Source organism: Azospirillum sp. TSH58 (genome assembly GCF_003119115.1).
Classification (GTDB): Bacteria; Pseudomonadota; Alphaproteobacteria; order Azospirillales; family Azospirillaceae; genus Azospirillum.
This window is the reverse complement of sequence record NZ_CP022364.1, coordinates 2,163,684-2,190,472: the sequence shown is the minus strand read 5'-3', so window position 1 is coordinate 2,190,472 and position 26,789 is coordinate 2,163,684. Positions and strand designations below refer to the sequence as shown.

Annotated in this window: 27 protein-coding genes and 1 tRNA gene; 19 read left to right on the top strand and 9 right to left on the bottom strand. The window is 69.6% G+C overall.

From position 1 onward, the window contains the following. Positions 1-95 precede the first annotated feature (95 nt). The 5 genes from TSH58p_RS13905 to TSH58p_RS13885 all read left to right on the top strand — a co-directional run bounded on the left by TSH58p_RS13905 (position 96) and on the right by TSH58p_RS13885 (position 4,922). Positions 96-1,469 (top strand): diguanylate cyclase, encoded by a 1,374-nt coding sequence (locus tag TSH58p_RS13905; protein ID WP_109072290.1) that lies wholly within the window; start codon positions 96-98, stop codon positions 1,467-1,469. 118 nt (positions 1,470-1,587) lie between these two features. Continuing rightward, positions 1,588-2,634: a branched-chain amino acid ABC transporter permease gene (locus TSH58p_RS13900; protein ID WP_256380049.1), complete on the top strand. Its 1,047-nt coding sequence runs from the start codon at positions 1,588-1,590 to the stop codon at positions 2,632-2,634. Further along, positions 2,631-3,389: an ABC transporter ATP-binding protein gene (locus TSH58p_RS13895; protein WP_247874270.1), complete on the top strand. Its 759-nt coding sequence runs from the start codon at positions 2,631-2,633 to the stop codon at positions 3,387-3,389. The genes TSH58p_RS13900 and TSH58p_RS13895 overlap by 4 nt, the downstream gene beginning before the upstream one ends. After that, positions 3,389-4,090 (top strand): ABC transporter ATP-binding protein, encoded by a 702-nt coding sequence (locus TSH58p_RS13890; protein ID WP_109072293.1) that lies wholly within the window; start codon positions 3,389-3,391, stop codon positions 4,088-4,090. The genes TSH58p_RS13895 and TSH58p_RS13890 overlap by 1 nt, the downstream gene beginning before the upstream one ends. Then, positions 4,080-4,922: an alpha/beta hydrolase gene (locus TSH58p_RS13885; protein ID WP_146205959.1), complete on the top strand. Its 843-nt coding sequence runs from the start codon at positions 4,080-4,082 to the stop codon at positions 4,920-4,922. The genes TSH58p_RS13890 and TSH58p_RS13885 overlap by 11 nt, the downstream gene beginning before the upstream one ends. A gap of 77 nt (positions 4,923-4,999) precedes the next feature. Here TSH58p_RS13885 and TSH58p_RS13880 read toward each other — a convergent pair. After that, a tRNA-Ser gene (locus TSH58p_RS13880) sits at positions 5,000-5,089 on the bottom strand. A gap of 209 nt (positions 5,090-5,298) precedes the next feature. On the opposite strand from TSH58p_RS13880, the gene rplU reads away from it, so the two are divergent. The 5 genes from rplU (at position 5,299) to TSH58p_RS13855 (ending at position 9,162) form a co-directional block, all read left to right on the top strand. Then, on the top strand, positions 5,299-5,616 hold the full coding sequence (rplU, locus tag TSH58p_RS13875; protein WP_014239459.1) for a 50S ribosomal protein L21: 318 nt from the start codon (positions 5,299-5,301) through the stop codon (positions 5,614-5,616). Positions 5,617-5,649: 33 nt separating this feature from the next. After that, the gene (rpmA, locus tag TSH58p_RS13870) at positions 5,650-5,928 is read left to right on the top strand and encodes a 50S ribosomal protein L27 (protein WP_109072295.1); all 279 of its coding nucleotides are present in this window, start codon (positions 5,650-5,652) and stop codon (positions 5,926-5,928) included. A 159-nt stretch (positions 5,929-6,087) separates the two neighbouring features. Then, a complete protein-coding gene (gene obgE, locus TSH58p_RS13865) occupies positions 6,088-7,329 on the top strand; it encodes a GTPase ObgE (RefSeq protein WP_109072296.1) in 1,242 nt (413 codons plus the stop codon). Next, entirely contained in the window at positions 7,274-8,470 is a 1,197-nt protein-coding gene (gene proB, locus TSH58p_RS13860) for a glutamate 5-kinase (protein WP_247895503.1), read from the top strand. The genes obgE and proB overlap by 56 nt, the downstream gene beginning before the upstream one ends. A gap of 8 nt (positions 8,471-8,478) precedes the next feature. Continuing rightward, positions 8,479-9,162 (top strand): HAD family phosphatase, encoded by a 684-nt coding sequence (locus TSH58p_RS13855; protein ID WP_109072301.1) that lies wholly within the window; start codon positions 8,479-8,481, stop codon positions 9,160-9,162. Positions 9,163-9,176: 14 nt separating this feature from the next. Here TSH58p_RS13855 and TSH58p_RS13850 read toward each other — a convergent pair whose 3' ends face one another. Both TSH58p_RS13850 and TSH58p_RS13845 read right to left on the bottom strand, forming a co-directional pair. After that, positions 9,177-9,920: a sulfite exporter TauE/SafE family protein gene (locus TSH58p_RS13850; protein ID WP_109072297.1), complete on the bottom strand. Its 744-nt coding sequence runs from the start codon at positions 9,918-9,920 to the stop codon at positions 9,177-9,179. A 109-nt stretch (positions 9,921-10,029) separates the two neighbouring features. Next, positions 10,030-10,893 carry a c-type cytochrome gene (locus TSH58p_RS13845; protein WP_109072298.1) on the bottom strand — a complete coding sequence of 288 codons (864 nt, stop codon included), beginning with the start codon at positions 10,891-10,893 and terminating at the stop codon, positions 10,030-10,032. 198 nt (positions 10,894-11,091) lie between these two features. Between TSH58p_RS13845 and TSH58p_RS13840 the strand changes: the two genes are divergently transcribed. The 9 genes from TSH58p_RS13840 (at position 11,092) to TSH58p_RS13800 (ending at position 20,428) form a co-directional block, all read left to right on the top strand. Beyond that, positions 11,092-12,372 (top strand): glutamate-5-semialdehyde dehydrogenase, encoded by a 1,281-nt coding sequence (locus tag TSH58p_RS13840; protein WP_109072299.1) that lies wholly within the window; start codon positions 11,092-11,094, stop codon positions 12,370-12,372. Positions 12,373-12,495: 123 nt separating this feature from the next. After that, positions 12,496-13,113 (top strand): nicotinate-nucleotide adenylyltransferase, encoded by a 618-nt coding sequence (locus tag TSH58p_RS13835; RefSeq protein ID WP_109070472.1) that lies wholly within the window; start codon positions 12,496-12,498, stop codon positions 13,111-13,113. After that, on the top strand, positions 13,110-13,550 hold the full coding sequence (rsfS, locus tag TSH58p_RS13830; RefSeq protein WP_014239450.1) for a ribosome silencing factor: 441 nt from the start codon (positions 13,110-13,112) through the stop codon (positions 13,548-13,550). Before TSH58p_RS13835 ends, rsfS begins: the two co-directional genes overlap by 4 nt. A gap of 42 nt (positions 13,551-13,592) precedes the next feature. Next, complete coding sequence (gene rlmH / locus TSH58p_RS13825; RefSeq protein WP_109070473.1) at positions 13,593-14,051, top strand: 23S rRNA (pseudouridine(1915)-N(3))-methyltransferase RlmH; 459 nt, start codon at positions 13,593-13,595, stop codon at positions 14,049-14,051. A 181-nt stretch (positions 14,052-14,232) separates the two neighbouring features. Then, the gene (gene gpmI / locus TSH58p_RS13820; RefSeq protein ID WP_109070474.1) at positions 14,233-15,798 is read left to right on the top strand and encodes a 2,3-bisphosphoglycerate-independent phosphoglycerate mutase; all 1,566 of its coding nucleotides are present in this window, start codon (positions 14,233-14,235) and stop codon (positions 15,796-15,798) included. Between the two features lie 13 nt (positions 15,799-15,811). Further along, entirely contained in the window at positions 15,812-17,224 is a 1,413-nt protein-coding gene (locus tag TSH58p_RS13815; RefSeq protein ID WP_109070475.1) for a murein hydrolase activator EnvC, read from the top strand. Next, the gene (locus TSH58p_RS13810) at positions 17,225-18,646 is read left to right on the top strand and encodes a S41 family peptidase (protein WP_109070476.1); all 1,422 of its coding nucleotides are present in this window, start codon (positions 17,225-17,227) and stop codon (positions 18,644-18,646) included. Between the two features lie 16 nt (positions 18,647-18,662). Continuing rightward, positions 18,663-19,925: a divergent polysaccharide deacetylase family protein gene (locus TSH58p_RS13805; protein ID WP_109070477.1), complete on the top strand. Its 1,263-nt coding sequence runs from the start codon at positions 18,663-18,665 to the stop codon at positions 19,923-19,925. Positions 19,926-19,930: 5 nt separating this feature from the next. After that, positions 19,931-20,428, top strand: a complete 498-nt coding sequence (locus tag TSH58p_RS13800; protein ID WP_109070478.1) for an RNA pyrophosphohydrolase — start codon at positions 19,931-19,933, stop codon at positions 20,426-20,428. A gap of 25 nt (positions 20,429-20,453) precedes the next feature. Here the strand turns inward: TSH58p_RS13800 and TSH58p_RS13795 are convergent, their stop codons facing one another. The 6 genes from TSH58p_RS13795 to TSH58p_RS13770 all read right to left on the bottom strand — a co-directional run bounded on the left by TSH58p_RS13795 (position 20,454) and on the right by TSH58p_RS13770 (position 26,562). Then, entirely contained in the window at positions 20,454-21,272 is an 819-nt protein-coding gene (locus tag TSH58p_RS13795; protein WP_109070479.1) for an acyl-ACP desaturase, read from the bottom strand. Between the two features lie 200 nt (positions 21,273-21,472). Beyond that, on the bottom strand, positions 21,473-21,886 hold the full coding sequence (locus tag TSH58p_RS13790) for a F0F1 ATP synthase subunit epsilon (RefSeq protein WP_109070480.1): 414 nt from the start codon (positions 21,884-21,886) through the stop codon (positions 21,473-21,475). Between the two features lie 90 nt (positions 21,887-21,976). Then, positions 21,977-23,416: a F0F1 ATP synthase subunit beta gene (gene atpD, locus TSH58p_RS13785; RefSeq protein ID WP_109070481.1), complete on the bottom strand. Its 1,440-nt coding sequence runs from the start codon at positions 23,414-23,416 to the stop codon at positions 21,977-21,979. A gap of 84 nt (positions 23,417-23,500) precedes the next feature. Next, complete coding sequence (locus TSH58p_RS13780) at positions 23,501-24,391, bottom strand: F0F1 ATP synthase subunit gamma (protein WP_109070482.1); 891 nt, start codon at positions 24,389-24,391, stop codon at positions 23,501-23,503. 72 nt (positions 24,392-24,463) lie between these two features. Further along, entirely contained in the window at positions 24,464-25,993 is a 1,530-nt protein-coding gene (gene atpA / locus TSH58p_RS13775) for a F0F1 ATP synthase subunit alpha (protein ID WP_035671446.1), read from the bottom strand. Next, a complete protein-coding gene (locus TSH58p_RS13770; RefSeq protein WP_109070483.1) occupies positions 25,993-26,562 on the bottom strand; it encodes a F0F1 ATP synthase subunit delta in 570 nt (189 codons plus the stop codon). The genes atpA and TSH58p_RS13770 overlap by 1 nt, the downstream gene beginning before the upstream one ends. Between the last annotated feature and the right edge of the window lie 227 nt (positions 26,563-26,789).

The window sequence follows — 26,789 nt, the reverse complement described above, 5'->3', positions numbered from 1 at the left end:
TTTCTGCAGTCGATCCAAACATGTTCGCACCCATTCCAGGCGGCTGCCCTGCCTTTGGGTTCGCGCTCCCCACAACCGGAAAGGGAAGCTCGGCCATGGTTTCACACCACCCCTCCGGTCCCGACGACGCCCCGCCGGAACAGGACGACGGCCCCGCCTCGTCGCTGGCCCCGTCCCCCACCCAATCGATCGACGAGTCCTTCAAGGAGCGCGCCCGGCAGATCCTGGCGCACGGCCAGACGGTCACCGCGGGGTCCGTGCACCTGATCGGCCTCGACGAGATCCGGCAGGAGCTGGGCGACCGCTGGGGAAGCGTGAACGAGCGGGTCCATGTCTACACCGAGCGCATGCTCAAGAAGGTGCTGTCGCCGCGCGACGTCTGGTTCCGCTACGGCGAGAACCACTACATCATCGTCTTCGCCCAGGCCGACCGGAAATCGGCGCAGCTGACCTGCAGCAAGGTGATGGAAAGCCTGCATCAGGCGCTGTTGGGCCACGCCGACACGCAGCGCATCACCGTCAAGACCGCGGTGGTCGATGTCGGCGGCGGGGTCGCCCTGGACACCGCGCGGCTGGCCGACCTGCTCAAGGACGCCGTCCACAAGCCGGAGAGCGCCACGACCGCGCCCCCCCTGCCGGCGGACGGCGCGATCCCGGCGGCGGAGGCGCGGCGCCCGCACTGGACCGAGATGCCGGCGGACGCCAACACGCCGCCGCTCCGCCCCAAGGTGCTGTTCCGTCCGGTCTTCGACGTGAAGCACAAGGTGGTGTCGACCTACTGCTGCCGCACCGACGCCGACACCGCCCGCACCCTGAACTGCATGGACACCTTCGATCCGGAGCGCGAGGAGGCCGTCTTCGATCTGGACATGGAGACCCTGAGCCTCGCGGTCAGCACCTACAACGAGCTGTACGCCAACAAATTCCGCTACGCCCAGACCATCCCCGTCCATTTCGGCACGCTGGCCTCCAGCCGGCGGCGGCGGGAATACATCCAGGCCTGCCGGATGATCCCGCGCGTGCTGATGCCCTTCCTGGCCTTCGAGCTGGACGGGCTGCCGGCCGGCGTTCCCTATGGCCGGCTGGCGGAGATCGTGGCGATGCTGCGCCCCTTCGCCCGCGCCGCCATGGTCATCCTGCACGAGGACGCGGGCGACCTGTCGGTCTACGCCACCGCCGGCGTCAAGGGGGTCGGACTGCGGCTGGACGGGCGGGAGGACGAGCTGCACATCCTGGAGCGGCTGCAGGCCTTCTGCCCCGGGCCGCGCAAGTTCGGCATGTTCGCCTATGTGGACGGCGTGCGCACCCCGGTGGAGCTGGAGGCGGCGGAGACCGCGGGCGCCGCCTATCTGAGCGGCCCCATCATCGGCGAGGATTCGGAGGTGCCGGAGCACATGAAGCGCTGCACCGAACGCCAGCTCCTCCAGCGGTCGCGGCGGCGCCACCACCACGACACGCCCTGGGGGTGAGAGGGCGGGGTGAGTGGGCGGGGATGAGCGGGCCGGCGCGACCTTTTGTGTTCAAGCCCGCCCATCTGTGCGAAAAGACGGGCCTACCGATTGGCCTGCCGATTGGCCTGGCGATTGGTTGACCGCCCCTCTGTTCCGGCCCTCCATGCCCCCGACCGCGCCCCGAACCGCCCTGCTCACCCGCCCCCGCATCGCCCTGCTGATCCTGCTGGCCGTCGCGCTGGCGCTTCCCACCGTCGCCGACTGGATGGGGGAACCCTTCTACGTGCGGCTGGCGACCCGCATCCTGGTCTTCGCCCTGGCGGCGGTCAGCCTCGACCTGATCCTGGGCTTCGGCGGGATGGTCAGCTTCGGCCACGCCGCCTTCGTCGGGATCGGCGGCTACGTCGTCGGCATCCTGTTCGCCCACCAGTCGGACGGATCGACGCTGTTCGGCCTTCCCGGCACGGTGAACGGGCTGATCGTCTGGCCGCTGGCCATGCTGGCCGGGGCGCTGGCGGCGCTGCCGGTGGGGGCGATCTCGCTGCGCACCAGCGGCGTGCCCTTCATCATGATCACGCTGGCCTTCGCCCAGATGCTGTTCTACCTGATGACCGGGCTGAAGGCCTATGGCGGGGACGACGGCATCGCGCTGTGGAGCCGCTCCACCCTGCCCGCCCCGCTGAACATCGCCGACCACACCACCTTCTATTACGTGGTGCTGGGGCTTCTGGTGGCGGCGCTGGCGCTGGGCTGGCGGCTGGTCAACTCCCGCTTCGGCCGGGTGATCCGCGGCGCCAAGGACAACGAGCGGCGCATGGCCGCCCTCGGCTACCCGGTCACCCGCTACAAGCTCGCCGCCTTCGTCATCGCCGGGGCGCTGGCCGGGCTGGCCGGGGCGCTGCTCGCCAACGCCACCATGTTCGTCGGGCCGCAGTATCTGCATTGGAGCCGCTCGGGCGACCTGATCGTGATGGTCGTGCTGGGCGGCATCGGCACGCTGATCGGCCCGGTGCTGGGCGCCGCCGCGCTGCTGCTGCTGGAGGAGTTCGTGCCGGAGCTGATGGACCTCGCCCACGCCGGGCTGGGCGAGCATTGGAAGATCGTGCTGGGGCCGGTGCTGATCCTTCTGGTGCTGTACGCCCGCAAGGGCCTGTGGGGCGTCGTCGCCGGGAGGCGCCCGTGAGCCCCCCTTTGCTGAGCACCGAGTCGCTGGTCAAGCGCTTCGGCGGTCTGGCCGCCACCGACGGCCTCTCGCTCTCCGTCGCGGAGGGGGAGCTGCACGCCCTGATCGGCCCGAACGGAGCGGGCAAGACCACCCTGATCGGCCAGCTCTCGGGGGAGCTGACGCCCGATTCCGGGACCATCCTGTTCGACGGGCGCGACGTGACCCGCCTGCCCGTGCACAGGCGGGCGCAGCGCGGGCTGGCGCGCAGCTTCCAGATCACCTCGATCTTCCCCAGCTTCACCGCGCTCGACAACGTGGCGCTGGCGGTGCAGGCCCACGCCGGGCACAGCTTCCGCTTCTGGCGCGACGCCGGGCGCGACCGCCGGCTGGCCGACCCGGCCCGCGCGGTTCTGGAGCGGGTCGGGCTGGGCGCGCGGGCCGACACCCGCGCCGACGCGCTGGCCCACGGCGAGAAGCGGCAGCTCGAACTGGCGATGGCCCTGGCGACCGGGCCGCGGCTGCTCCTGCTCGACGAGCCGATGGCCGGCATGGGGCCGGAGGACTCCGCCCGCATGGTCGAGCTTCTGCGGGAGCTGAAGGGCGGCGTGACCATCCTGCTGGTGGAGCACGACATGGACGCCGTCTTCGCGCTGGCCGACCGCATCACCGTGCTGGTGCGCGGCAAGGACCTCGCCAGCGGCACCCCGGCGCAGATCCGCAACGACCCGGCGGTGCGCGAGGCCTATCTGGGCGACGAGCTGGAGGTCGCCTGATGCTGCGCGTCGCCAACCTGACCGCCGCCTACGGCTCCAGCCAGGCGCTGTTCGGCATGGAGCTGTCCGTCGACGCCGGCGAGGCGGTGACCCTGATGGGCCGCAACGGCATGGGCAAGACCACGACCATCAAGGCCATCATGGGCCTCGTGGCGCCGACCGGCGGCTCGATCACGTTCGAGGGGGCGGAGATCGCCGGCCGGCCGCCGCACCGCATCGCGCGGGCCGGCATCGCCCTGGTGCCGGAGGGGCGGCAGGTCTTCCCCACCCTGACCGTGCGCGAGAACCTGATCGCCACCGCAGCCAACCGCTTCGGGCGCTCCGACCCCTGGACGGTGGAGCGGGTCCACGCCCTGTTCCCCCGGCTGGCCGAGCGCGCTGGCAACCTCGCCCGCAACCTGTCGGGCGGGGAGCAGCAGATGCTCGCCGTCGGGCGCGCCCTGATGACCAACCCGAAGCTGCTGATCCTCGACGAGGCGACGGAGGGGCTGGCCCCGCTGGTCCGCCAGGAGATCTGGGACTGCCTCGCCCGCCTGAAGGGCGAGGGGCAGGCGATCCTGGTGGTGGACAAGAACGTGCACGCCCTCGCCGCCCTGGCCGACCGCCATCACGTCATCGAGAAGGGGCGGCTGGTGTGGTCCGGCAGTTCCGCCGCCCTGCTCGCCGACCCCACCCTGAAGGAGCGCTATCTTGGCGTCTGAAGCCCTGTACAGCGGCATGACCGCCGCCGAGATCGACCGCCAGTACAATTTCCGCAAGCTGGTGCCGGAGCACCCGGCCTATTTCGCCCGCTGGCAGGCGGAGAGCGAGGCGGTGCGCGCCCGGCTCGGCGGGCGATACGACGTCCCCACCGGCCCGCACCCGCGCCAGCGCGCCGACGTCTTCCCCGCCGGGGAGGGGGCGCCGGTGCTGGTCTTCATCCACGGCGGCTACTGGCGGGCCCTGTCGAAGGACCTGCATTCCTTCATCGCCGCGCCCTATGTGGAGCGCGGGGTGGCGGTGGTCCTGCTCGGCTACGGCCTGTGCCCGGACGTGACGATGGACGAGCTGTGCGGCCACGCCCAGGCCGGTCTGGACTGGGTGATCGCCAACGCGGCGGGCTTCGGCGGCGATCCGCGGCGGGTGGTGGTGTCGGGCCATTCGGCGGGCGGCCACCTGACGGCCAAGCTGGTGTCGGAGAACCGCGACCGCGTCGCCGGCGGCATTCCGATCAGCGGCCTCTACGACCTGGAACCGATGCTCGGCTTCGAGGTGAACGAGCAGCTGCGGCTCGATCCCGACTCGGCGCGGCGGCTGAGCCCGATCCACGCCGTTCCGGCCCCCGCCCCGCTGCTGATGCCGGCGCTGGGCGGCCTTGAGACCGACGCGATGCACCGCCAGCAGGCCGACTACGCCCTGGCCTGGGCGGCGCAGGGCAACGCGGTGCGGGAGATCGTGGAGCCGGGCGCCGACCATTTCAGCGTGGTCGACCGCTTCGCCGAACCGGGCAGCGCGCTGTTCGAGGCGGCGCTGGCGATGCTCAAGGACGCCTGAGGAACAGACGAGGCCGGAAACGAAAAAAGCCTTCCCGGCTGGGAAGGCTTCTTTCTGAGCGTTCGCTCGAATGAGAGTGGCGGATGGGGGGAGATTCGAACTCCCGATACCCTTGCGGGTATGCCGCATTTCGAGTGCGGTGCATTCAACCGCTCTGCCACCCATCCGCTGCCCCGTTTCCGGGGTGGCGCGGAACCTACCCAAAAGCCTGGGGGGATGCAAGCCCTTGTTTGCAAGAAAATGAACGGGAAAATGCCACCATGCCTGTTGACTCCCGGTGGCCCATCGGTTAAATCCCCGCTCTCACGAACGGGCTTGCACCTCAAACGGTGGGCGAGCGGCCCTTCCGTTTGTTTTGAGATAGGCAGTGACGACGATGTTTGCAGTGATCCGCACCGGCGGCAAGCAGTACAAGGTCGCCAATGGCGACGTGATCCGCGTTGAGAAGCTCGAGGCCGAGGCCGGCGCTTCCATCACGCTCAACGACGTGCTGATGGTCAGCGACGGCGGCAGCACCACCCTTGGCACCCCGACGGTTGCCGGCGCTGCTGTGACCGCCGAGATCGTCGCCCAGGATCGCGGTCCGAAGATCATCGTCTTCAAGAAGAAGCGCCGCCAGAACTACCGCCGTAAGAACGGCCACCGCCAGGACCTGACCGTCCTGCGCATCACCGGGATCAACGGCGCCGCCTGAACGGCCGCCGACCAGTCACAGGAGTAACTCCCCATGGCCCATAAAAAAGCAGGCGGCTCCTCGCGCAACGGTCGCGATTCCGCTGGCCGCCGCCTCGGCGTGAAGCGTTTCGGTGGCGAGAACGTCGTCGCCGGCAACATCATCGTCCGCCAGCGCGGCACGAAGTTCCACCCCGGTGAGAACGTCGGCATCGGCAAGGACCACACCCTGTTCGCCAAGTCGGACGGCGTGGTGGCCTTCAAGCGCAGCGCCCAGGGGCGCACCTACGTCGCCATCGAGGCGGTCGAGGTCCCGGCGGTCGCGGCCGAGTAATCTCGTCCGGCCCGTACGGTGTGTTGGGATGATCGGGGGTTCGGGCAACCGGCCCCCGATTTTCTTTTGTTGCCATCTTTTGTCGATGGTGTGGTCACCGCCCCCTTCCCACGGTTGGAGGACGGTGCGCAAACGGTAGATTGGCCGGCACGGTCCCCGATGAAGTTCCTCGATCAAGCCAAGGTGTATCTGAAAAGCGGCGACGGCGGCCCCGGCGCCATAGCCTTCCGCCGCGAGAAGTTCATCGAGTATGGCGGACCGGACGGCGGCAACGGCGGCCGCGGCGGCGACGTCGTGATCGAGGTCGTGAACGGCCTCAACACGCTGATCGACTACCGCTACAAGCAGCATTTCAAGGCGCAGCGCGGCAACCACGGCATGGGCGCCAACCGCAACGGCGCCAGGGGCGAGGACGTGGTCCTGCGCGTGCCGGTCGGCACCCAGATCCTGGACGAGGATCAGGAGACCGTGCTGCTCGACCTGACGGAGCCCGGCCAGCGCGTCGTCATCCTGAAGGGCGGCGACGGCGGCTTCGGCAACGCCCATTACAAGACCCCGACCAACCGCGCCCCGCGCAAGTCGCACCCCGGCTGGCCGGGCGAGGAACGCTGGGTCTGGCTGCGGCTGAAACTGATCGCCGACACCGGCCTGCTCGGCCTGCCCAACGCCGGCAAGTCCACCTTCCTGGCCGCCACCACGGCGGCGAAGCCGAAGATCGCCGACTACCCCTTCACCACGCTGGCCCCCAATCTGGGCGTCGTCCGCGCGGGTGACGAGGAGTTCGTCATCGCCGACATCCCCGGCCTGATCGAGGGCGCGCACGAGGGGCACGGGCTGGGCGACCGCTTCCTCGGCCATGTGGAGCGCACCCGCGTGCTGCTCCACCTGATCGACGGCACGGCGGAGGACGTGGTCCAGTCCTACACCACCATCCGCAACGAGCTGGTCGCCTATGGCGGCAACCTCGCCGACAAGCTGGAGATCATCGGCCTGAACAAGGCCGACGCCCTGCTCGACGAGGAGATCGCGGAGAAGAAGGCCGCGCTGGAGGCGGCGTCGGGCGCCGAGGTGATGGTCCTGTCCGGCGCCACCGGCCAGGGCGTCCAGGCGGTGCTTTACCGCTTGCTCACGCTCATCAAACAGTCCAAGGAAGAGGAGCCCGACGTCATCCAGGCTCCAGTCACGCGCTCCATCCCCCGGCCCCCGGTCGGCCAGAAGATGGACGACGAGTATGCGGGCTGGAACGAGGAGACGGGCGAGTACGACGATCTCCCCGAAGACGACTCGGATGAGGACGCGGCCGGGGACGACTCGGACGGAGACGACTGGGACGATGAAGGCGACGATGACGGTGACGACACCGAACACAGCGGCAACGGCGACGACAACGCCAAAGGCTGAGGCTCCCTCCCTGCTCCCCACCCTGCTCGACGCGCGGCGGCTGGTCGTCAAGATCGGCTCCGCCCTGCTCGTCGACAGCGCCACCGGCCGGATGCGCCGCGAGTGGCTGGACGCGCTGGCCGACGACGTGGCCGCCTGCCGCAAGCGCGGGCAGGAGGTGGTCATCGTCACCTCCGGCGCCGTCGCCTGCGGGCGCGAGCATCTCGGCCTCGTCGGGCGCGCCCTGCGCCTTGAGGAGAAGCAGGCCGCCGCCGCCACCGGCCAGATCCGGCTCGCCGCCGCCTATCAGGAGACGCTGGCCCGCCACGGCCTGACCGTCGCCCAGGTGCTGGTGACGCTGGAGGACACCGAGGAGCGCCGCCGCCACCTCAACGGCCGCGCCACCATCGACACGCTGCTGAAGCTCGGCGCCGTCCCCGTCATCAACGAGAACGACACGGTCGCCACCGCGGAGATCCGCTTCGGCGACAACGACCGTCTGGCCGCCCGCGTCGCCCAGATGATCAGCGCCGACACGCTGGTCCTGCTGTCGGACATCGACGGCCTCTACACCGCCGACCCGCGCAAGGACCCCGACGCCCGGCACATCCCGGTCGTCCAGGAACTGACCTCCGACATCGAGAACATGGCCGGCGAGCCGCCGCCCGGCTACAGCTCCGGCGGCATGGTGACCAAGATCGTCGCGGCGCGCGTTGCGCTGGCTGCCGGCTGCCGCATGGTCATCGCCAAGGGCAAGCGCATGAACCCGCTGGCCGCGCTCGAACAGCGGCCCGAGCAGGGCGGCGCGCTCTGCACCTGGTTCCTGCCCGCCGCCTCCCCCTCCTCCGCCCGCAAGGCCTGGATCGGCGGCAACCTGAACGCCCACGGCGCGCTGACCGTGGACGCCGGCGCGCTGTCGGCGCTCGCCCGGGGGGCCAGCCTGCTGCCCGCCGGGGTGCGCGCCGTCGAGGGCGACTTCGAGCGCGGCGACGTGGTGGTGGTGAAGGCGCCGGACGGGCGCGAGGTGGCGCGCGGCCTGACCGCCTACGCCGCCGAGGACGCCCGCCGCATCGCCGGCCGCAAGAGCCACGAGATCGAGGAGATCCTGGGCTACCGGGGCCGCGACGAGATGATCCACCGCGACGATCTGGTGGTGCGGTGAGCGGCCCGGTGAACCGTTCGATCCTGGCCCGCCCGCCCCTTCAGGCCATCCTGTGGGACATCGACGGCACGCTTCTGGACAGCGAGCCCTGGCACCAGCGCGCCACCATCGCGGTCTGCCGGCTGCACGGCCATGTCATGTCCGACACGGACTACGCGGCGACGCTGGGCGTCGCCTTCCCGGAGCTGTACGCCCGGCTGCACGCCGCCCGGCCCATGGCGCTGACCTTCCGGGAATGGGCGGACGCCATCACCGACCTCTATCTGGAGCGCATCGCCGAGGTGGAGGCGCGGGCCGGCGCCCTGGCGCTGGTCGACGCCTTCGCGGAGCGGGGGCTGCTGCAGGCCTGCGTGTCGAACAGCGGGCGCCGCGTGGTGGAGGCCAACCTGCGCCATATGGGCAGCCCGCATTTCCTGTTCGGGCTCAGCCGCGACGACGTGGGCAAGGGCAAGCCGGACCCCGAGCCCTACCTGACCGCCGCCGCCCGCCTCGGCGTGCCGCCCGCGGCCTGCGCGGTGATCGAGGACAGCCCGACCGGCGCCCGCGCCGCCAAGGCCGCCGGCATGCTGACCATCGCCTGGCCGCAGCACGCCGACCTGCTGTTCGACGCCGCCGACCATGTGGTGTCGGACCCGGCGGCGCTGGACTGGGACGGCCTGTGCGGCCTTGCGGAGCGCATGGCGGCGGACTGACCGCCGCCGCCCCCTCAGCCCTTCGCGACGAAGAAATAGACCGTCATCGCCACGCCCACCAGGATCACGAACTTGCGCAGGATCGGCGGCGGGATGTGGCGGGCGACCGCGGCCCCGGCGTAGCCGCCGGCCACGGCGGCCACCATCATGATCAGCGCCTCGTTCCAATAGACCGCACCGCCGAACACGAAGGCCACCACCGCGACCGCGTTCAGGCAACCGGAGACCAGAGCCTTCAGCCCGTTCATCGCGTGCAGGTCGGTCAGGCCGAAGACGCCCAGCGTCGCCAGGATCAGGATGCCGATCCCTCCGCCGAAATAGCCGCCGTAGATGGCGATGAAGAACTGCACGATCAGCACGGTGCTGTGGCCGACCTTGAAGTTGCGGCGGATGTAGGCCGACACCTTCGGGCCGAAGGCGAACAGAACCGTCGCGAACAGCAGCAGCCAGGGGATGATCTCCTCGAACACGCGCTGCGGCGTCCACAGCAGAAGCAGCGCGCCCAGCAGCCCGCCGACCAGGCTGACGCCGAGGAAGGCCGGCAGGCTGACCTCCTTGATCCGCCCCAACTCCCGCCGGTAGCCGTAGGCGCTGGCCAGCGCGCCCGGCGACACCGCCACCGTGCTGGTCGCGTTGGCGTTCAGCGGCGGCACGCCGGCCATGATCAGCGCCGGGAAGGTCAGGAAGCTGCCGCCACCGGCCACGGCGTTGAGCACGCCCGCAAAGAAGGCGGAGACGATCAGCAGCAGGGTCAGCATGGGGCCACGGTCCGGCGGGTGGGAAAAAGCCCGCGGACTATGCCCTCTCGGCAAGGCTTACGGTACTGCGTTTTCGGCGGTGCGGTATTTCACGCACGGCCGGTGGGGTCTAGCGGGTCGGGGGAAGCGTACGGAGGTAGGCGACCAGGGCGCCCAACTCGCCGTCGCTCATGGACTTGTAGTAGTGGTAGCCCATGGGCGGGCTCAGCCGGCTGCCGTCGGGACGTACACCCTCGGTGATGGCCCGGCCGATCTCCGCGTCGGTCCAGCCGCCCAGCCCATGTTCCTTGTCCTGCGTGATGTTGCGGGACACGGCGTTGCCCCACGGCCCGGTGAAGTTCCGCCCGCCGGCCCCCGCGCGGGTCATGTCGAGCCGCCCGTCCGGCAGCATGGGCGTGTGGCATTCCATGCAATGGCCAAGCGGCCCGGCCATGTACGCGCCGTACGCCACCGGGTCCGTACGCGGCACCTCCGCCACCGTCCCGACCGGCGGGCCGTAGGCGGCGGGCAGCGCCATGCGGTACTCCGACTTCGGGACAGAATGCCGCACCGGCGGAACGCTGCGCAGATAGGCGACGATGGCGCGCAGGTCGCCGTCCGACAGGCCGCGGTAGAAGCCGAAGGGCATCGGCGGGCCGATCAGGCTGCCGTCGGGGCGCCGGCCCTCGCGGATCGCCGCGATCAGCTGCTCGTCGGTCCAGCGCCCGATCCCCGTCTCCGGGTCCGGCGTGATGTTGGAGGCGTAGGCGGTGAAGGGCTCCTCCACGAAGGGCGTCCCGCCGGCCAGTTCCCGCCCCGCGACCGGACCGTTCGGCCCCTGCGGGGTGTGGCAGTTGCCGCAGGCGACGATCCCGTTGACCAGGGCGCGCCCCCGCTCCAGCGGCGATTCCGGCGGCGTTTCGGCCAAGGCCCCTCCGCCCAGCCACAGCACCACGACGGCCACGGCCGTGCCGCGGCGGACCAGCCCGTTCATGGAAGGCTCCCTCACCGATGTCGCATGACGGAACGCTACCCGCGCAACAATCCGCGGCCCAGACGGATTGTTGAGTATTCCACTCAGCATTTCGGCTTAGCCGCCATGGCTTTCGCGGAAGCGCGGGATGGGCTATGGTTCCGGCCCTTTTTTTGTTTCCGGCCTTTTTGACTGGCGAACGCCACTGGAGTGAGACCGATGTCCGCCCTGCTTGAGACCACCGACGCCTTGCACGATCAGATGCTCGCCCTCGGCCGCGCCGCCCGCGCCGCCGCGGCGGAGCTGGCGACCGTGCCAAGCCCGTCGAAGGATCAGGCCTTGCGGGCGGCGGCCGCCGCGATCCGCGCCCGCAAGGCGGAGATCCAGGCGGCCAACGACGCCGACGTCGCCGCCGCCCGGGAGCGCGGCCTCGCCGGTCCCATGATCGAACGCCTCGCCCTCAACGATGCCCGCATCGAGGCGATGGCCAAGGGGCTGGAGGACATCGCCGACTTCCCCGACCCCATCGGCGGCGTCATCGCCGAATGGACCCGCCCCAACGGGCTGGTCATCCAGCGCGTGCGCGTGCCGCTGGGCGTGATCGGCATCATCTACGAGAGCCGCCCCAACGTCACCGCCGACGCCGGCGGCCTCTGCCTGAAGTCGGGCAACGCGGCGATCCTGCGCGGCGGGTCGGAGAGCATCCGCTCGTCCCGCGCCATCGCCGCCTGTCTGGCCGACGGCCTGCGCGCCGCCGGTCTGCCGGAAGCGGCGATCCAGCTCGTCCCCACCACGGACCGGGCGGCGGTCGGCCACATGCTGACGATGCGCGACTTCATCGACGTGATCGTCCCGCGCGGCGGCAAGTCGCTGATCCAGCGCATCGCCGAGGAGAGCCGCATCCCGGTCATCAAGCATCTGGACGGCAACAACACCGTCTATGTCGACGCCGGGGCCGACCCGGAGAAGGCGCGCAAGGTGGTGATGAACGCCAAGATGCGCCGCACTTCGATCTGCGGCGCCGCCGAGACGCTGCTGGTCGACCGCAGGATCGCCGACGCCGTCCTGCCGGTTCTGGTGAAGGACCTGCTGGACGCCGGCTGCGCCGTCCGCGGCGACGCCGCCGCCCAGGCCGCCGACCCGCGCGTGACGGCGGTGGCGCCGGAGGACTGGGACACCGAGTATCTCGACGCCATCATCGCCTGCGGCGTGGTGGACGGGGTGGACGGGGCCATCGACCACATCAACCGCCACGGCTCCCACCACACCGACGCCATCGTGACCGAGGACCCGGCGGCGGCGGAGCGCTTCCTGCAGCGCATCGACAGCGGCATCGTGCTGTGGAACGCCAGCACCCAGTTCGCCGACGGCGGCGAGTTCGGCATGGGCGCGGAGATCGGCATCTCCACCGACAAGTTCCACGCCCGCGGCCCGGTCGGGGCGGAGCAGCTGACCAGCTACAAGTATGTCGTGCGCGGCGATGGCCAGACGCGGCCGTAACACCTCCATCCACGAGCCCCCCTCCCACCCTCCCCCCACTTCGCAGGGGGAGGAGCTTGCTCCCTCCCCCGCCCAGCGGGGGAGGGTTAGGGTGGGGGCATCGTTGCCGGCGGTGGGGGCACCGTGAAACCACCCCCCCACCGCTACGCCGGCCCGCTCCACGCCGGCCTGCGCGTCGGGCTGCTCGGCGGGTCCTTCAACCCGGCCCACGCCGGGCACCGGCACATCAGCCTGTACGCGTTGAAGGCGCTGGGGCTGGATCAGGTGTGGTGGCTGGTCAGCCCGCAGAACCCGCTGAAGCCCGTGCGGGGCATGGCGCCACTCGCCGAGCGGCTGGAGGAGGCCCGGCGCACCGCCCGTCATCCGGCCATCCGGATCACCGCCATCGAGCGGGAGCTTGGCACCCGCTACACCGCCGACACGCTGGCCAAGCTGACGCTTCGCTTCCCGAAAACGCGCTTCGTCTGGCTGATGGGGGCGGACAATCTTCGGCAAATCCCCCGTTGGCGGCACTGGACGCGCATCTTCCGGCTGGTGCCGGTTGCAGTTCTCGCCCGTCCAACTTATTCTATGGGAGCGCTTGGTGGCATAGCCGCTCAGCGCTATGCCCGTCGCCGGGTCAGCATGCACAAGGCCAAGGGGGTGGCCGGTTCGAAAACACCGGCCTGGATTTTCCTCCGCAACCCGCTGCATCCGGCTTCGGCAACGGCGATCCGCCGGGCACGCGCCAGCGGATCGTGACCCTGTATCGCGAGGTAGGTACCATCAACACGTTCATCGAACCGGCCGCGCCCGTTGTGCGGCCCGCGCCCGTTCCCGTTCCCCAGCCGGACGAACTGAAGGCGCTCGTCGAGAAGTCCCTGGACGACGATCAGGCCGAAGACGTCGTCGTCATCGACCTTGCCGGCAAGACCAGCATCGCCGACTACATGATCGTGGCGTCGGGCCGCAACACCCGGCACATCGCCGCCATGGCCATGAAGCTGGCCGACCGCATGAAGCAGGCCGGCCTGCGCGGCGTCGAGGTCGAGGGCCTGAACCAGTGCGACTGGGTTCTGGTCGACGCCGGGGACGTCATCATCCACCTGTTCCGCCCGGAAGTCCGGACCTTCTACAACATCGAGAAGATGTGGGGTCTGGAGACGCCGCGGCCCTCCGCCGAGCGCATGAGCGCCTGACGGTCGAGCAGTCTGGACGGGTGAGGAACGGGAGTCGGACCGATGCGTCTGTGGCTTGCCGCGGTTGGGCGGTCACGGACCGGTCCGGCGCGCGATCTCTATGACGAGTATGCCGGCCGGCTGTCCTGGCCGCTGACGCTGCGCGAGGTCGAGGTCAAGAAACGCCTCGCCTCCGACGAGTTGAAGCGGCAGGAGGCGGAGCTGCTGTTGGCCGCCATCCCCACCGGGGCCATCGTGGTGGCGCTGGACGAGCGCGGCAAGACCATCACCAGCGAGGCCTTCGCCGCCAAGCTCGGCGGCTGGCGGGACCAGGGGGCGGGCGACATCGCCTTTCTGATCGGCGGGGCGGACGGCCACGGCGACGCCGTGCGGGCGCGCGCCGATTTTCTTTTGGCCTTGGGCGCCATGACATGGCCGCATATGCTGGTGCGAGGCATGTTGGCGGAGCAAATCTACCGTGCCCAGCAAATTCTGGCCGGACACCCCTATCACCGTGCATGACTCCCATTGTGCGCGTGCGCAGGCGTGCCATTTTCTGATCCGGCCCCAGTCCAGAAGAACGTGGCCAGAAGAACGTGGCCAGAAGAACGCGGCCATAAGAACACGGCTTTAAGAACACCGACGTCAGACAGTTCGACCGAGAGACCCGCAACCCGACCGTGACAGGCGTATGAGGAGCGTGATGACCGAGACCAATCGTCCCCGACCCGTAGTGCTGTGCATCCTGGATGGCTGGGGCTACCGCGAGGAGCGCGAGGACAACGCCATCGCGCAGGGCAACACGCCCAACTGGGACCGCCTGTGGTCGTCGGAGCCGCGCGCCTTCCTGGAGGCCAGCGAGGAGGAGGTCGGGCTGCCCAAGGGCCAGATGGGCAACTCCGAGGTCGGGCACATGAACCTGGGCGCCGGCCGCGTCGTCCGCCAGGATCTGGTGATGATCGACCACGCCATCGTCGAGGGCGAGCTGGAGCGCAACGCCGCGCTGAACGACCTCGCCAAGACGCTGCTGGCCTCGGGCGGGCGCTGCCACATCCTGGGCCTGCTGTCGCCGGGCGGCGTGCATTCGCACCAGGACCACATCGCGGCGCTGGCCGGCGTGCTGGCCCATGAGGGCGTCCCGGTCGAGATCCACGCCTTCACCGACGGCCGCGACGTGCCGCCGCAGAGCGCCAAGGACCAGATGGCCGAGTTCATGGCCGACGTGCACGCCCTGCCCGGCGTCAACGTCGCCACGGTCAGCGGGCGCTACTACGCCATGGACCGCGACAAGCGCTGGGACCGCGTCGCCAAGGCCTACGCCACGCTGGTGAGCGCCGAGGGCGAGAAGGCCGCCGACCCGATCCAGGCCATCGAGCAGAGCTACGCCGCCGGCACCCACGACGAGTTCATCCTGCCGACCGTCATCGACGGCTACACCGGCATGAAGGACGGCGACGCCATCCTGATGGCGAACTTCCGCGCCGACCGCGCCCGCGAGATCCTGGCCGCCTTCGTCGACCCGGCCTTCGACGGGTTCGAGCGCGCCGCCGTGCCGAAGCTCGCCGCCGCGGTCGGCATGGTCGAGTATTCGTCCACGCTCGCCAAGCTGATGACGACCATCTTTCCGCCGAAATCCTTGACCAAGGTGCTGGGCGAAGTGGTCAGCGAGGCCGGATTGACCCAGTTGCGCATCGCCGAGACGGAAAAGTACCCGCACGTCACTTTCTTCTTCAACGGTGGCGAGGAGCGCGTGTATCCGGGCGAGGACCGCATCCTGGTGCCGTCGCCGAAGGTCGCGACCTACGACCTCCAGCCGGAGATGTCCGCCGCCGAGGTGACCGACAAGGTCGTCGCCGCGGTGGACAGCGGGAAGTACGATCTGGTGGTCATCAACTACGCCAACCCCGACATGGTCGGCCACAGCGGCATCATGTCCGCCGCCATCAAGGCGGTGGAGGCGGTGGATGTCAGCCTGGGCCGGCTGGAGGCCGCCGTGCGCGCCCAGGGCGGCGTGATGCTGGTCACCGCCGACCACGGCAATTGCGAGCTGATGAAGGACCCGCAGACCAACGGCCCGCACACCGCCCACACGCTGGACAAGGTGCCGCTGGTGCTGGTGAACGGCCCCGCCGGGGTGTCCGCGATCCGCAGCGGGCGTCTGGCCGACATCGCCCCGACGCTGCTCGACCTGATGAAGCTGCCGCAGCCGGCGGAGATGACCGGCAAGAGCCTGATCGACCGCGCCAGCGCGCGGGCCGCCGCGGAATAAGGCGGAACAGGGCATGGGCGCAGGGCGCGATCATCCGGCGGGTGTTGCTCTGCTCCCCCTCCCCGTCTCCCGTCCGCAAGGCGCGGGGGGGAGACGGGCGTTTCCCTGGCGGCCGGCCCTGCTGACCGCCACCCTTCTCGCCATCTCCGCCACCGCCGCGGCGCAGACCGAGTCCCCCGGCCAGACGCTGAAGCGGGTGGAGCAGGACCTCCAGTCCGACAAGGCCCTGCAACGGCAGCTCGACCGCCAGTCCCAGACGCTCCAGAAGGAGCTGGACGAACTGCGCGAGCGGCTGGTCGGTCTGGCCGACCAGGAACGGGCGCAGGAGGACGAACTCGCCCATCTCGAAGAGTCCCTGACCGCGCTGGAGACGCAGGAGCGCAATCAGGCCGAGAAGCTGGAAGGCGAGCGGCAGCAGATCGCCGCCCTGCTCGCCGCCCTGCAGCGCGTCGCCCGCATCCCGCCGGAAGCGGCGCTGGCCCGCCCGGACGGGCCGGTGGACACGCTGCGCTCCGCCCTGCTGCTGCGCGACACGGTTCCGGCCCTGCGCGCCCGTGCCGACGCGCTGGCCCAGGCGCTGACCCGGCTGGCCGAGACGCGCGAGACGCTGCAGGCCCAGCGCAGCCGCACCTACGCCGCCCGCCTCACCCTGATCGACCGCCAGAAGGAGATCGGCCAGCTCGTCGCCCGGCGCGAGGAGCTGTCGCGCCAGACCGAGGAGGAGCGCCAGCAGGTCGCCCAGCGCACCGCCCGGCTGACCGGTCAGGCCGCCGACCTGCGCCAGCTGATGGACCGCATCGAGGCCGAACGCCGCGCCGCGGCGGCGGCGGCGGCGGCCAAGCGCGAGGCCGAACGGCTGGAGGCGGAGCGCCGGGAAGCCGAACGCCGGCTCGCCGAGCAGCGGGCCGCGGAGCAGAGACAAGCCGAGCAGAAGCTGGCGGAACAGAGGGCGGCGGAGCAGCGCGCCGCTGAACAGAAGCTCGCGGAGCAGCGGGCCAGGGCCGAGACGGAAACCGCCCGCGCCGCGCCCAGCGCGCCCGCCGGGGAACGCCTGCCGGTGGGTGGGCGGGTGACCGTCCGCTACGGCGAGGCCGACCGCTATGGCGCGACCAGCCGGGGTGTCACCATCCAGGCCCGCGCCGGTTCGACGGTGGTGTCACCGCAGGCCGGGACGATCGTCTTCGCCGGGCCGTTCCGCGGCTATGGCCAAATCTTGATCGTGGAACACAGCCACGGATATCATAGTCTCATCGCTGGATTTGGCCGCATCGACACGGCCGTCGGACGGCGCGTGGCCACGGGGGAACCCATCGGCCTGATGCCCGCCGACGGGTCACCCGATCTTTACTTCGAGCTTCGACGTCACGGACAGCCGATCAATCCACAGCGCGGTTTCGGCGCCCCGGAGGGGAAAGGACAAGGGTAGATGAGGATAGTCAAGCGTGCCGCCACCGCCGCGGCCCTGGTGTTTCTGGGGGCCGGCGTCGCCACCGTCACCGCGCAGGTGAACAGCACCGGCAACAGTTCCGAGACCTACCGCCAGCTCAACCTGTTCGGCGACGTGTTCGAGCGCGTGCGCGCCGAATATGTCGAGTCGACGACGGACGAGCAGCTCATCGAATCCGCCATCAACGGAATGCTCACCTCGCTCGACCCGCATTCCAGTTATCTGAACCGCAAGAGCTTCCAGGACATGCAGGTTCAGACCCGCGGCGAGTTCGGCGGGCTGGGCATCGAGGTGACGATGGAGAACGGCCTGATCAAGGTCGTCTCGCCCATCGACGAGACGCCGGCCTTCCGCGCCGGTCTGCAGCCGGGCGACCTGATCATCCAGCTCAACGGCGAGGCCGTGATGGGCCTGTCGCTGAACGAGGCGGTGGAGAAGATGCGCGGCCCGGTGGGCAGCGACATCAAGGTCACCGTGCGCCGCGGCGAGGCCGGCGAGCCGTTCGAGGTCACGCTGACCCGCGCCGTCATCAAGGTGCAGTCGGTCCGCTACCGCACCGAGGGCGACATCGGCTACGTCCGCGTCACCAGCTTCAACGAGCAGACGCAGCAGGGGCTGGAGAAGGCCATCGCCTCCATCCAGCAGCAGCTCGGCGACAAGCTGAAGGGCTACGTCCTCGACCTGCGCAACAACCCCGGCGGCCTGCTCGACCAGGCGGTCTCGGTCTCCGACACCTTCCTGGAGAAGGGCGAGATCGTCTCCACCCGCGGCCGCAAGGCCGAGGAGGGCACGCGCTACAACGCCAAGCCCGGCGACCTCGCCAAGGGCCTGCCGGTGGTGGTGCTGATCAACGGCGGTTCGGCCTCGGCGTCGGAGATCGTCGCCGGCGCGCTGCAGGACCACAAGCGGGCGCTCGTCCTCGGCACCCAGTCCTTCGGCAAGGGCTCGGTCCAGACGATCATCCCGCTGCCCGGCCACGGCGCCATGCGCCTGACCACGGCGCGCTACTACACGCCGTCGGGCAAGTCGATCCAGGCGCTGGGCATCACCCCGGACATCGAGGTGCACCCGGCCCGCGTCGAGGAGACCGACCAGGGTCTGATCCGCCGTCGCGAGAGCGACCTGCGCGGCGCGCTGCGCAACCCGGACGCCCCCCGCCCGGCCACCACCCAGCCGGCCCCGGCGCCGGGCGCCAGCAACGCTCCGGCTCCGGGCGCTGCACCGGGTGCAGCCCCTGCAACGCCGGGTGCAACGCCGGCCCCCGCCAACGGCAACGCCCCGGCGGCGCCGTCCGCGGAGAATGGCGAGGGCGCGCCCAACCAGCCGCCCTTCGACTACCAGCTGGCCCGCGCGCTCGACCTGCTGCGGGGCGTCGCCCTGTTCCAGGCCCGCGCGCACTGAGGGGAGTGACGGGTCCGTGAACGCTGCCGCCCTGCTGGGCCGCCTGAAGCCCGCGAAACGGGAACGTTCCGGACCCGGCCTGCTGGCGCGCCTCCGGCGCCGGAAGGCCGGCGGCGATTCGGACGACGCTCCGCGCGTCCGCAAGGAGCGCCGCCCCCTCTCGCCGCTCGCCAAGAGGCTGCTCGGCGCCTACGCCGCGCTGGCCCTCGGGCTGGGCGGGCTGGCCGGCTGGCTGGCGATGAACGCTGAGCACACCACCGAGGCGTGGCGGGCCGCCATTCCCAGCGTCGAGGTGCCGGTGAAGGGCGCGCAGGCGCCGACACCGCCGGTGGCACCCCCCGCAGCGGCAGCGGCCGTTCCCGTCCAGCCGGCTCCTCCGGCCGCTGCTCCGGCCATCACACCGGCGACGGCTCCGCCGCCCGCCGCCGCGGCTCCCCCGCCGCCCGCCGTGGCCGTCGCCATGAACGAGCCGGTCACCCTGACGCCGGCACCGGTCCCCGGACTGGTCGAGGATTCACGCAACGGCCCGCTGCCGCGCATCGCCGAGGACGGGCGCAAGCCCTGGCAGGTCTACGCCCGCCCCTTTCCCGCCGCCGACCGGCGCCCGCGCATCGCCATCGTGCTGGCCGAGATGGGCATCTCCGGCGTGACCACCGGCAACGCCCTGCAGAAGCTGCCGCCGACGATCACCCTGGCCTTCGTCCCCTACGCCGAGCGGCTGGACAACTGGGTCGAGCGCGCCCGCGGCAAGGGGCACGAGGTGATGCTCTCCGTCCCCATGGAGCCGCAGGACTACCCGCGCAACGATCCCGGCCCCAACGCCCTGCTGACCATGCTGCCGCCGGAGCGCAACATGGAGCGGCTGGAATGGTCGCTGGGCAAGGCGGTCGGCTATGTCGGCATCACCAGCACCACGGGCAGCAAGTTCACCGCCAACCCCGACGCGGTGAACCCGGTCATCGCGGCTATGAAGGCGCGCGGCCTGATGGTGCTCGACGCCCGCGCCAACCCGCGCAGCGTCGCCGGCACCCTGGCGGGTCAGGCGGGCGTGCCGCGGGCCTTCGCCGACCGGGTGATCGACCGCGACCTGTCGCGCGGCGCCATCGACGACCAGCTCGCCGAGCTGGAGGCCATCGCCAAGGCCAACGGGGCCGCCGTGGGCATCGGCGCGCCCTACCCCAGCACCATCGAACGGATCAACCTGTGGCTCACCGGGCTGGCCGACCGTGGCATCGCCATCGTACCGGTCTCCGCCGTGGCCAACATGCAGAAGCAATAAGGCGCATGAGCAAGAAGGTCATCGACCGCGAGTCCCTCCCCTACCGCCCCTGCGTCGGGGTGATGCTGCTGAACGACCGCGGGCAGGTCTTCGTGGCCCGGCGCTGCGACAGCAAGGACGCCTGGCAGATGCCCCAGGGCGGCATCGACGAGGGCGAGGGCGTCCACGAGGCCGCCCTGCGCGAGCTGAAGGAGGAGATCGGCACCGACAAGGCCGAGATCCTCGGCGAGACGGCGGAGAAGCTGCGCTACGACCTGCCCGACCATCTGATCGGCAAGGTCTGGAAGGGCCGCTGGCGCGGTCAGGAGCAGGTCTGGCTGGCCGCGCGCTTCACCGGCGCGGATTCCGACATCGACCTCGCCACCGAGCATCCGGAGTTCGACGCCTGGAAATGGGTCGACGCCGACGACCTGCCCGGTCTGATCGTGCCCTTCAAACGCCCGGTCTACGAGTCGGTGCTGGCGGAATTCGCCCCGGTCATCGCGGCGCTGCGGCGGGGCTGAACCCCGCCGCGTCCGGCCTTTTTTCTTACGCGACCTTGGCCAGCCGCTTGGCGCGGCTTTCGATCAGCCACCAGGCGCCGCGGGCGGCGACGCTGTAGAAGCGGGTGTGCGGCTTCAGCCCGCAGGCCTTGAAAACCATCGCCACCGCCCGGTCGACATGCTTGGGCTGGTAGCGGCCGTAGGCGCGGCGCATGTAGGCCTGATTGTAGGTCTTGTGCGCGTAGGGCTCGCCCTCCGGCGCGTTGGCCGCGTAGTAGGCGTAGGCCAGCTCGTCGTCCTCCGACTCGCCGATGCGCGACAGCGCCACCTTGAGCCGCTGGAACTTGTTGAGCTGCTCCAGCTCCAGATACTTCTTCGTGTAGGTGTAGAAGAGCTTGAAGTGGCGCAGCTCGTCGGCGGCGATGTTCTTGCAGATCAGCTTGAGCACCGGCTCGTCCGTCGAGTCGCCGATGGCCGCGTAATAGCTGCTGGTGCCGGTCTCGACCATGCAGCGGGCGATCATCTCGCCGGTGCGCGAGCCGCGGACCGAGGCGTTGAGGTCGATCGGCACCTTGTAGCCGGCGCGGAAGCGCTCGACGGCCCGGTCGAAGTCGAAGGTCGGATCGACCAGTTCCGCCCATTTGCCGAGCGCGCGGCCGTGCTGGACCTCCTCGACCGCCCAGCCGTGCGCGACCTCCTGGAACTCGGGATCGTCGTGGAAGACGTTGCAGAGATAGGCCGTGTAGTCGTCGGCGTTGAACTCCACCAGGGCCGCCGCCTTGATGAGCGGGACGAGATCGGGATCGACCTTCGTATGGTCCAACTGATCCCAGGGAAGCTCTTCGTATTTCCAATGCAACGCCACACTCCACTCCCGCTGCTGGCCGCCGTTCCGGGCCGGTTGTTCCACGCTCTGACGGAGAATAGGACGATAAAAACAAAAACGCCTCGACGGACGGGCCGGGAGGCGTTCGATCCCCTAGGGGACACTATGTATGGCTGCGATGGCGCAATGCAACGGAAACGGCCCAGCCGGCGGTCGCCGCCGCCGGGCCGTGCCCGGTGTCAGTGCGTGGTCGCGCCGGTCGCGTCGAGCTTGGCGCGGGCGATGGCGATCTTCGCCTCCACGCGGGCTTTCTCGTCGTCGGACTTGGCGTCTTCCAGATCCTCGCTCAGGTCGCGGATCTGCTGCTCGACCTTGCCGCGGTCGATCTCGGCCACCGCGATGGCCTCCTCGGCCAGGACGGTGCAGCGGGTCTCGGTCACCTCGGCGAAGCCGCCGGCGACGAACACCCGGTCGACCACGCGGTCGGCCTCGTAGACGTCGATCACGCCCGGACGGACGGTCGAAATCATCGGCGAGTGGCCGGCGAGGACGCCGAAGTCACCTTCCGAACCCGGCACCACGACCATGTCGACGGGCTGCGAGGTCAGCAGCTTCTCCGGGGAGACCAGCTCGAATTCGACTTTATCGGCCATGGGTTTCCTGGTGCCTCTTCATAAGAACCCCCTCCCCCGCGCGGGCGGAGGAGAGGGTTAGCCTCGTTACCGAACCTCAGCCGACCCTGATCAGGCGGCTTCGGCGGCCAGCTTCTTCGCCTTGGCGATGGCTTCGTCGATGGTGCCGACCATGTAGAAGGCCGCTTCCGGCAGGTGGTCGTAGTCGCCGTTCACGATGCCCTTGAAGCCCTTGATGGTGTCTTCCAGGCTGACGAGCACGCCCGGGGTGCCGGTGAACACCTCGGCGACGTGGAACGGCTGCGACAGGAAGCGCTGGATCTTGCGGGCGCGGGCCACGACCAGCTTGTCCTCTTCCGACAGCTCGTCCATGCCCAGGATCGCGATGATGTCCTGCAGCGACTTGTAGGTCTGCAGAACGCGCTGCACCGAACGGGCGACGGTGTAGTGCTCCTCACCGACGACGCGCGGGTCCAGGATGCGGCTGGTCGAGTCCAGCGGGTCCACCGCCGGGAAGATCGCCATTTCGGCGATCGAACGCGACAGCACCGTGGTGGCGTCCAGGTGGGCGAAGGAGGTGGCCGGGGCCGGGTCGGTCAGGTCGTCGGCGGGCACGTAAATGGCCTGCACCGAGGTGATCGAACCCTTCTTCGTGGAGGTGATGCGCTCCTGCAGGGCGCCCATGTCGGTGGCCAGCGTCGGCTGGTAACCCACCGCCGACGGGATGCGGCCCAGCAGAGCCGACACTTCCGAACCGGCCTGCGTGAAGCGGAAGATGTTGTCCACGAAGAACAGCACGTCCTGGCCTTCCTCGTCGCGGAAGTACTCCGCGAGGGTCAGGCCGGACAGGGCGACGCGGGCGCGGGCGCCCGGCGGCTCGTTCATCTGGCCGTACACCAGGGCCACCTTGGAGCCCGGGCCGTCGAGCTTGATGACGCCCGACTCGATCATCTCGTGGTAGAGGTCGTTGCCCTCACGGGTGCGCTCGCCGACGCCCGCGAACACGGACACGCCGCCGTGCGCCTTCGCGACGTTGTTGATCAGCTCCATGATGGTCACGGTCTTGCCCACGCCGGCGCCGCCGAACAGGCCGATCTTGCCGCCCTTGGCGTAGGGAGCCAGCAGGTCGATGACCTTGATGCCCGTGATCAGCACTTCGGCGTCCGTCGACTGCTCGACGAAGTCCGGGGCCGCACGGTGGATCGGCAGGGTGCGCTCGGCGCCGACGTCGCCGCGCTCGTCGATCGGCTCACCGATCACGTTGATGATGCGGCCGAGGGTGGCCGGGCCGACCGGCACGGCGATCGGGGCGCCGGTGTCGGTCACTTCGGCGCCGCGGACCAGGCCGTCGGTGCTGTCCATGGCGATGGCGCGGACGGTGCTCTCGCCGAGGTGCTGGGCAACCTCGAGCACGAGGGTCTTGCCGTCGTTCTGGGTGTGCAGAGCGTTCAGAATGGCCGGCAGCTCGCCGTCGAACTGGACGTCGACAACGGCGCCCGTGACCTGCGTGATCTTGCCGACGGCGTTCGTCGCCTGGGTGGTGGTGGCCATGGAGTAAAGCTCCCTCGGAACTCGATAATTGTCGGATGTGCCGTCGTATCGACTGCGAACGTATCGACCGCGAACGCTGCGCCCTTAAACCGCCTCGGCGCCGGAGATGATCTCGATCAGCTCCTTGGTGATGTAGGCCTGGCGCGTGCGGTTGTAGGTGATCGTCAGCTTGTTGATCATGTCGCCGGCGTTGCGCGTCGCGTTGTCCATCGCGGTCATGCGGGCGCCCTGTTCGGACGCGGCGCTTTCCAGGAGGGCGCGGTAGACCTGGATCGACAGGTTGCGCGGCAGCAGCTCGGCGAGGATCTGCTCCTCGTCGGGCTCGAACTCGTAGATCGCCTTGACCTCGGCGCCCGCGGCCTCCTCTTCCGCCTGCGCCTCGACGGCGAAGGGAACGAGCTGCTGGACGGTCACGATCTGGGAGATCGCCGACTTGAACTTGTTGAAGATCACCGAGCAGACGTCGAACTCGCCCGCGTCGTACATCGCCAGAACCTTCTGCGCGACGACATCGGCGTCGGCGAAGGACAGCTTGCGGCGGCCCACATCCTCGTAGGTCTCGACGATCAGCGAGCCGTACTCGCGGCGCAGCTGGTCGCGGGCCTTGCGGCCGACGGTGAGCAGCTTGACCGTCTTGCCTTCCGACTGGAGGCGCTGGATCTGGCGGCGGGACTCACGGACGATGGCGCCGTTGAAGGCGCCGCACAGGCCACGGTCGGAGCTGATGATGACGAGGAGATGCACCTGATCGGAACCGGTGCCGGTCATCAGCTTCGGGCCGTTGCCCGAGTCCTGCACGTTGGCCGCGAGAGAGGCCAGCATGCGGCCCATGCGCTCGGCGTAGGGACGACCGGCTTCCGCCTGCTCCTGCGCACGGCGGAGCTTGGAGGCGGCGACCATCTTCATCGCCGAGGTGATCTTCCGCGTCGATTGGACGCTGGCGATCCGGTTCTTTAGGTCCTTGAGGTTAGGCATGCCGGCCCTTCATTCCGCTCGGGGTCGTTCGGGTTGACGGACGGGGCGCAGAGACTGCGCCCCCGCCGTCGATCAGACGAACACCTTGGAGAAGTTGTCGAGGAAGGCCTTCAGGCGCTCCTCGGTCGCAGAGGTGATCTGCTTCTCGTTGCGGATCGTCGCCAGGATGTCGGCCCCCTTGGAGCGGACCTCGGCGAGGAACTTCTGCTCGAAGCGGTTGACGTCCTCGACCTTGATCTTGTCGAGATAGCCCTTCACGCCCGAGAAGATCGACACGACCTGCTCTTCGACCGGCAGCGGCTGGAACTGCGGCTGCTTCAGCAGCTCGGTCAGACGGGCGCCGCGGGCCAGCAGGCGCTGGGTGGCGGCGTCGAGGTCCGAGGCGAACTGCGCGAAGGCAGCCATCTCGCGGTACTGGGCCAGCTCCATCTTGATGGTGCCCGCGACCTGCTTCATCGCCTTGATCTGGGCGGCGGAGCCGACGCGCGACACCGACAGGCCGACGTTGATGGCCGGACGGATGCCCTTATAGAACAGGCCCGTCTCGAGGAAGATCTGGCCGTCGGTGATCGAGATCACGTTCGTCGGGATGTAGGCCGACACGTCGCCGGCCTGCGTCTCGATGACCGGCAGGGCGGTCAGCGAGCCGTTGCCGTGGGCGTCGCCCATCTTGGCGGCGCGCTCGAGCAGGCGGCTGTGGAGATAGAACACGTCGCCCGGGTAGGCTTCGCGGCCCGGCGGACGGCGGAGCAGCAGCGACATCTGACGGTAGGCGACGGCCTGCTTGGACAGGTCATCGTACACGATCAGGGCGTGCATGCCGTTGTCGCGGAAGTACTCGCCCATCGTGCAGCCGGTGTAGGGCGCCAGGAACTGCAGCGGGGCCGGCTCCGACGCGGTGGCCGCGACGACGATGGAGTATTCCAGGGCGCCGGCGTCTTCCAGGGTCTTGACGATCTGGGCGACGGTGGAGCGCTTCTGACCGACGGCGACGTAGATGCAGTAGAGCTTCTTGCTCTCGTCGTCGCCCTGGTTGATCGGCTTCTGGTTCAGGAAGGTGTCGATGACGACGGCGGTCTTGCCGGTCTGGCGGTCACCGATGATCAGCTCGCGCTGGCCGCGGCCGATCGGCACCAGGCTGTCGACGGCCTTCAGGCCGGTCTGCATCGGCTCGTGCACCGACTTGCGCGGGATGATGCCGGGGGCCTTGACCTCGACGCGGGTGCGGGTGACGTCCACCAGCGGGCCCTTGCCGTCGATCGGGTTGCCCAGGCCGTCCACGACGCGGCCCAGCAGACCCTTGCCGACCGGCACGTCCACGATGGTGCCCGTGCGCTTGACGGTGTCGCCTTCCTTGATCTCGCTGTCGGTGCCGAAGATCACGACGCCGACGTTGTCGGTCTCGAGGTTCAGCGCCATGCCCTTGATGCCACCGGGGAACTCGACCATCTCGCCGGCGCGCACGTTGTCCAGGCCGTGCACGCGGGCGACGCCGTCACCCACCGAGAGGACCTGGCCGACCTCGGCGACGTCCGCCTCGGTCCCGAAATTCGCGATCTGCTGCTTGAGGATCGCAGAGATTTCTGCGGCGCGGATATCCATCAGACTGATCCCCCTGAGGCCTTCATGGCGAGTTGCAATTTGTTCAGCTTCGTGCGCACCGAGGTGTCGACCATGCGCGAGCCGAACTTAACGATCATGCCCCCGATCAGCGCGGGATCGACCGCGGTGTTGACCAACACCTTGGAGCCGATCGACGCCTTCAGCGCGTCGGTGACCGCGGCCAGCTGAGCGTCGCTCAGCGGCTGGGCGGAGGTGACCTGGGCGGTCACTTCGCCGCGACGGCGGGCCAGCTCGGCGAGATAGCCTTCGATCATGCCTTCCAGCGCGAACAGGCGGCGGTTCTTGGCCACCAGCCCGATGAAACGCTTGGTCAGATCGGACACTTCGGCGCGGTCCAGAACCGCGGCCATCGCCCGGCCTTGGTCGGCGCGGCTGATCACGGGACTGCGGACGAGGCGGCGAAGGTCGGCGCTCTCAGCCAGGATTTGCTTCAGCGCAACCAGATCGCTCGCGACCTGATCCAACGCTTTGTTCTCGTCCGCAAGCTCGAACAGCGCGATGGAGTAGCGCGTAGCGAGTTCGGAAACGCCTGTACCTTCGATTGCCACCTGATCCCTCGAATTGAGTTCGGTAGACGGTGAATTTTCAGGGCCTTAAATAGGGCAAAACCCACATCGCGGCGGCCCAGCCCGCGAAAGCGAGCGGTCCAATATCACAGGATTAGGCCCTGCGCAACGGGGTCTGGACAATTTGCGCGCGGCTTGCGTGCGGCGTTTTGCGCCCCTGCGGCGTGGGGTCGGTTCTTGGCGGCGGGGGCTGGAAATGGGCATACCAC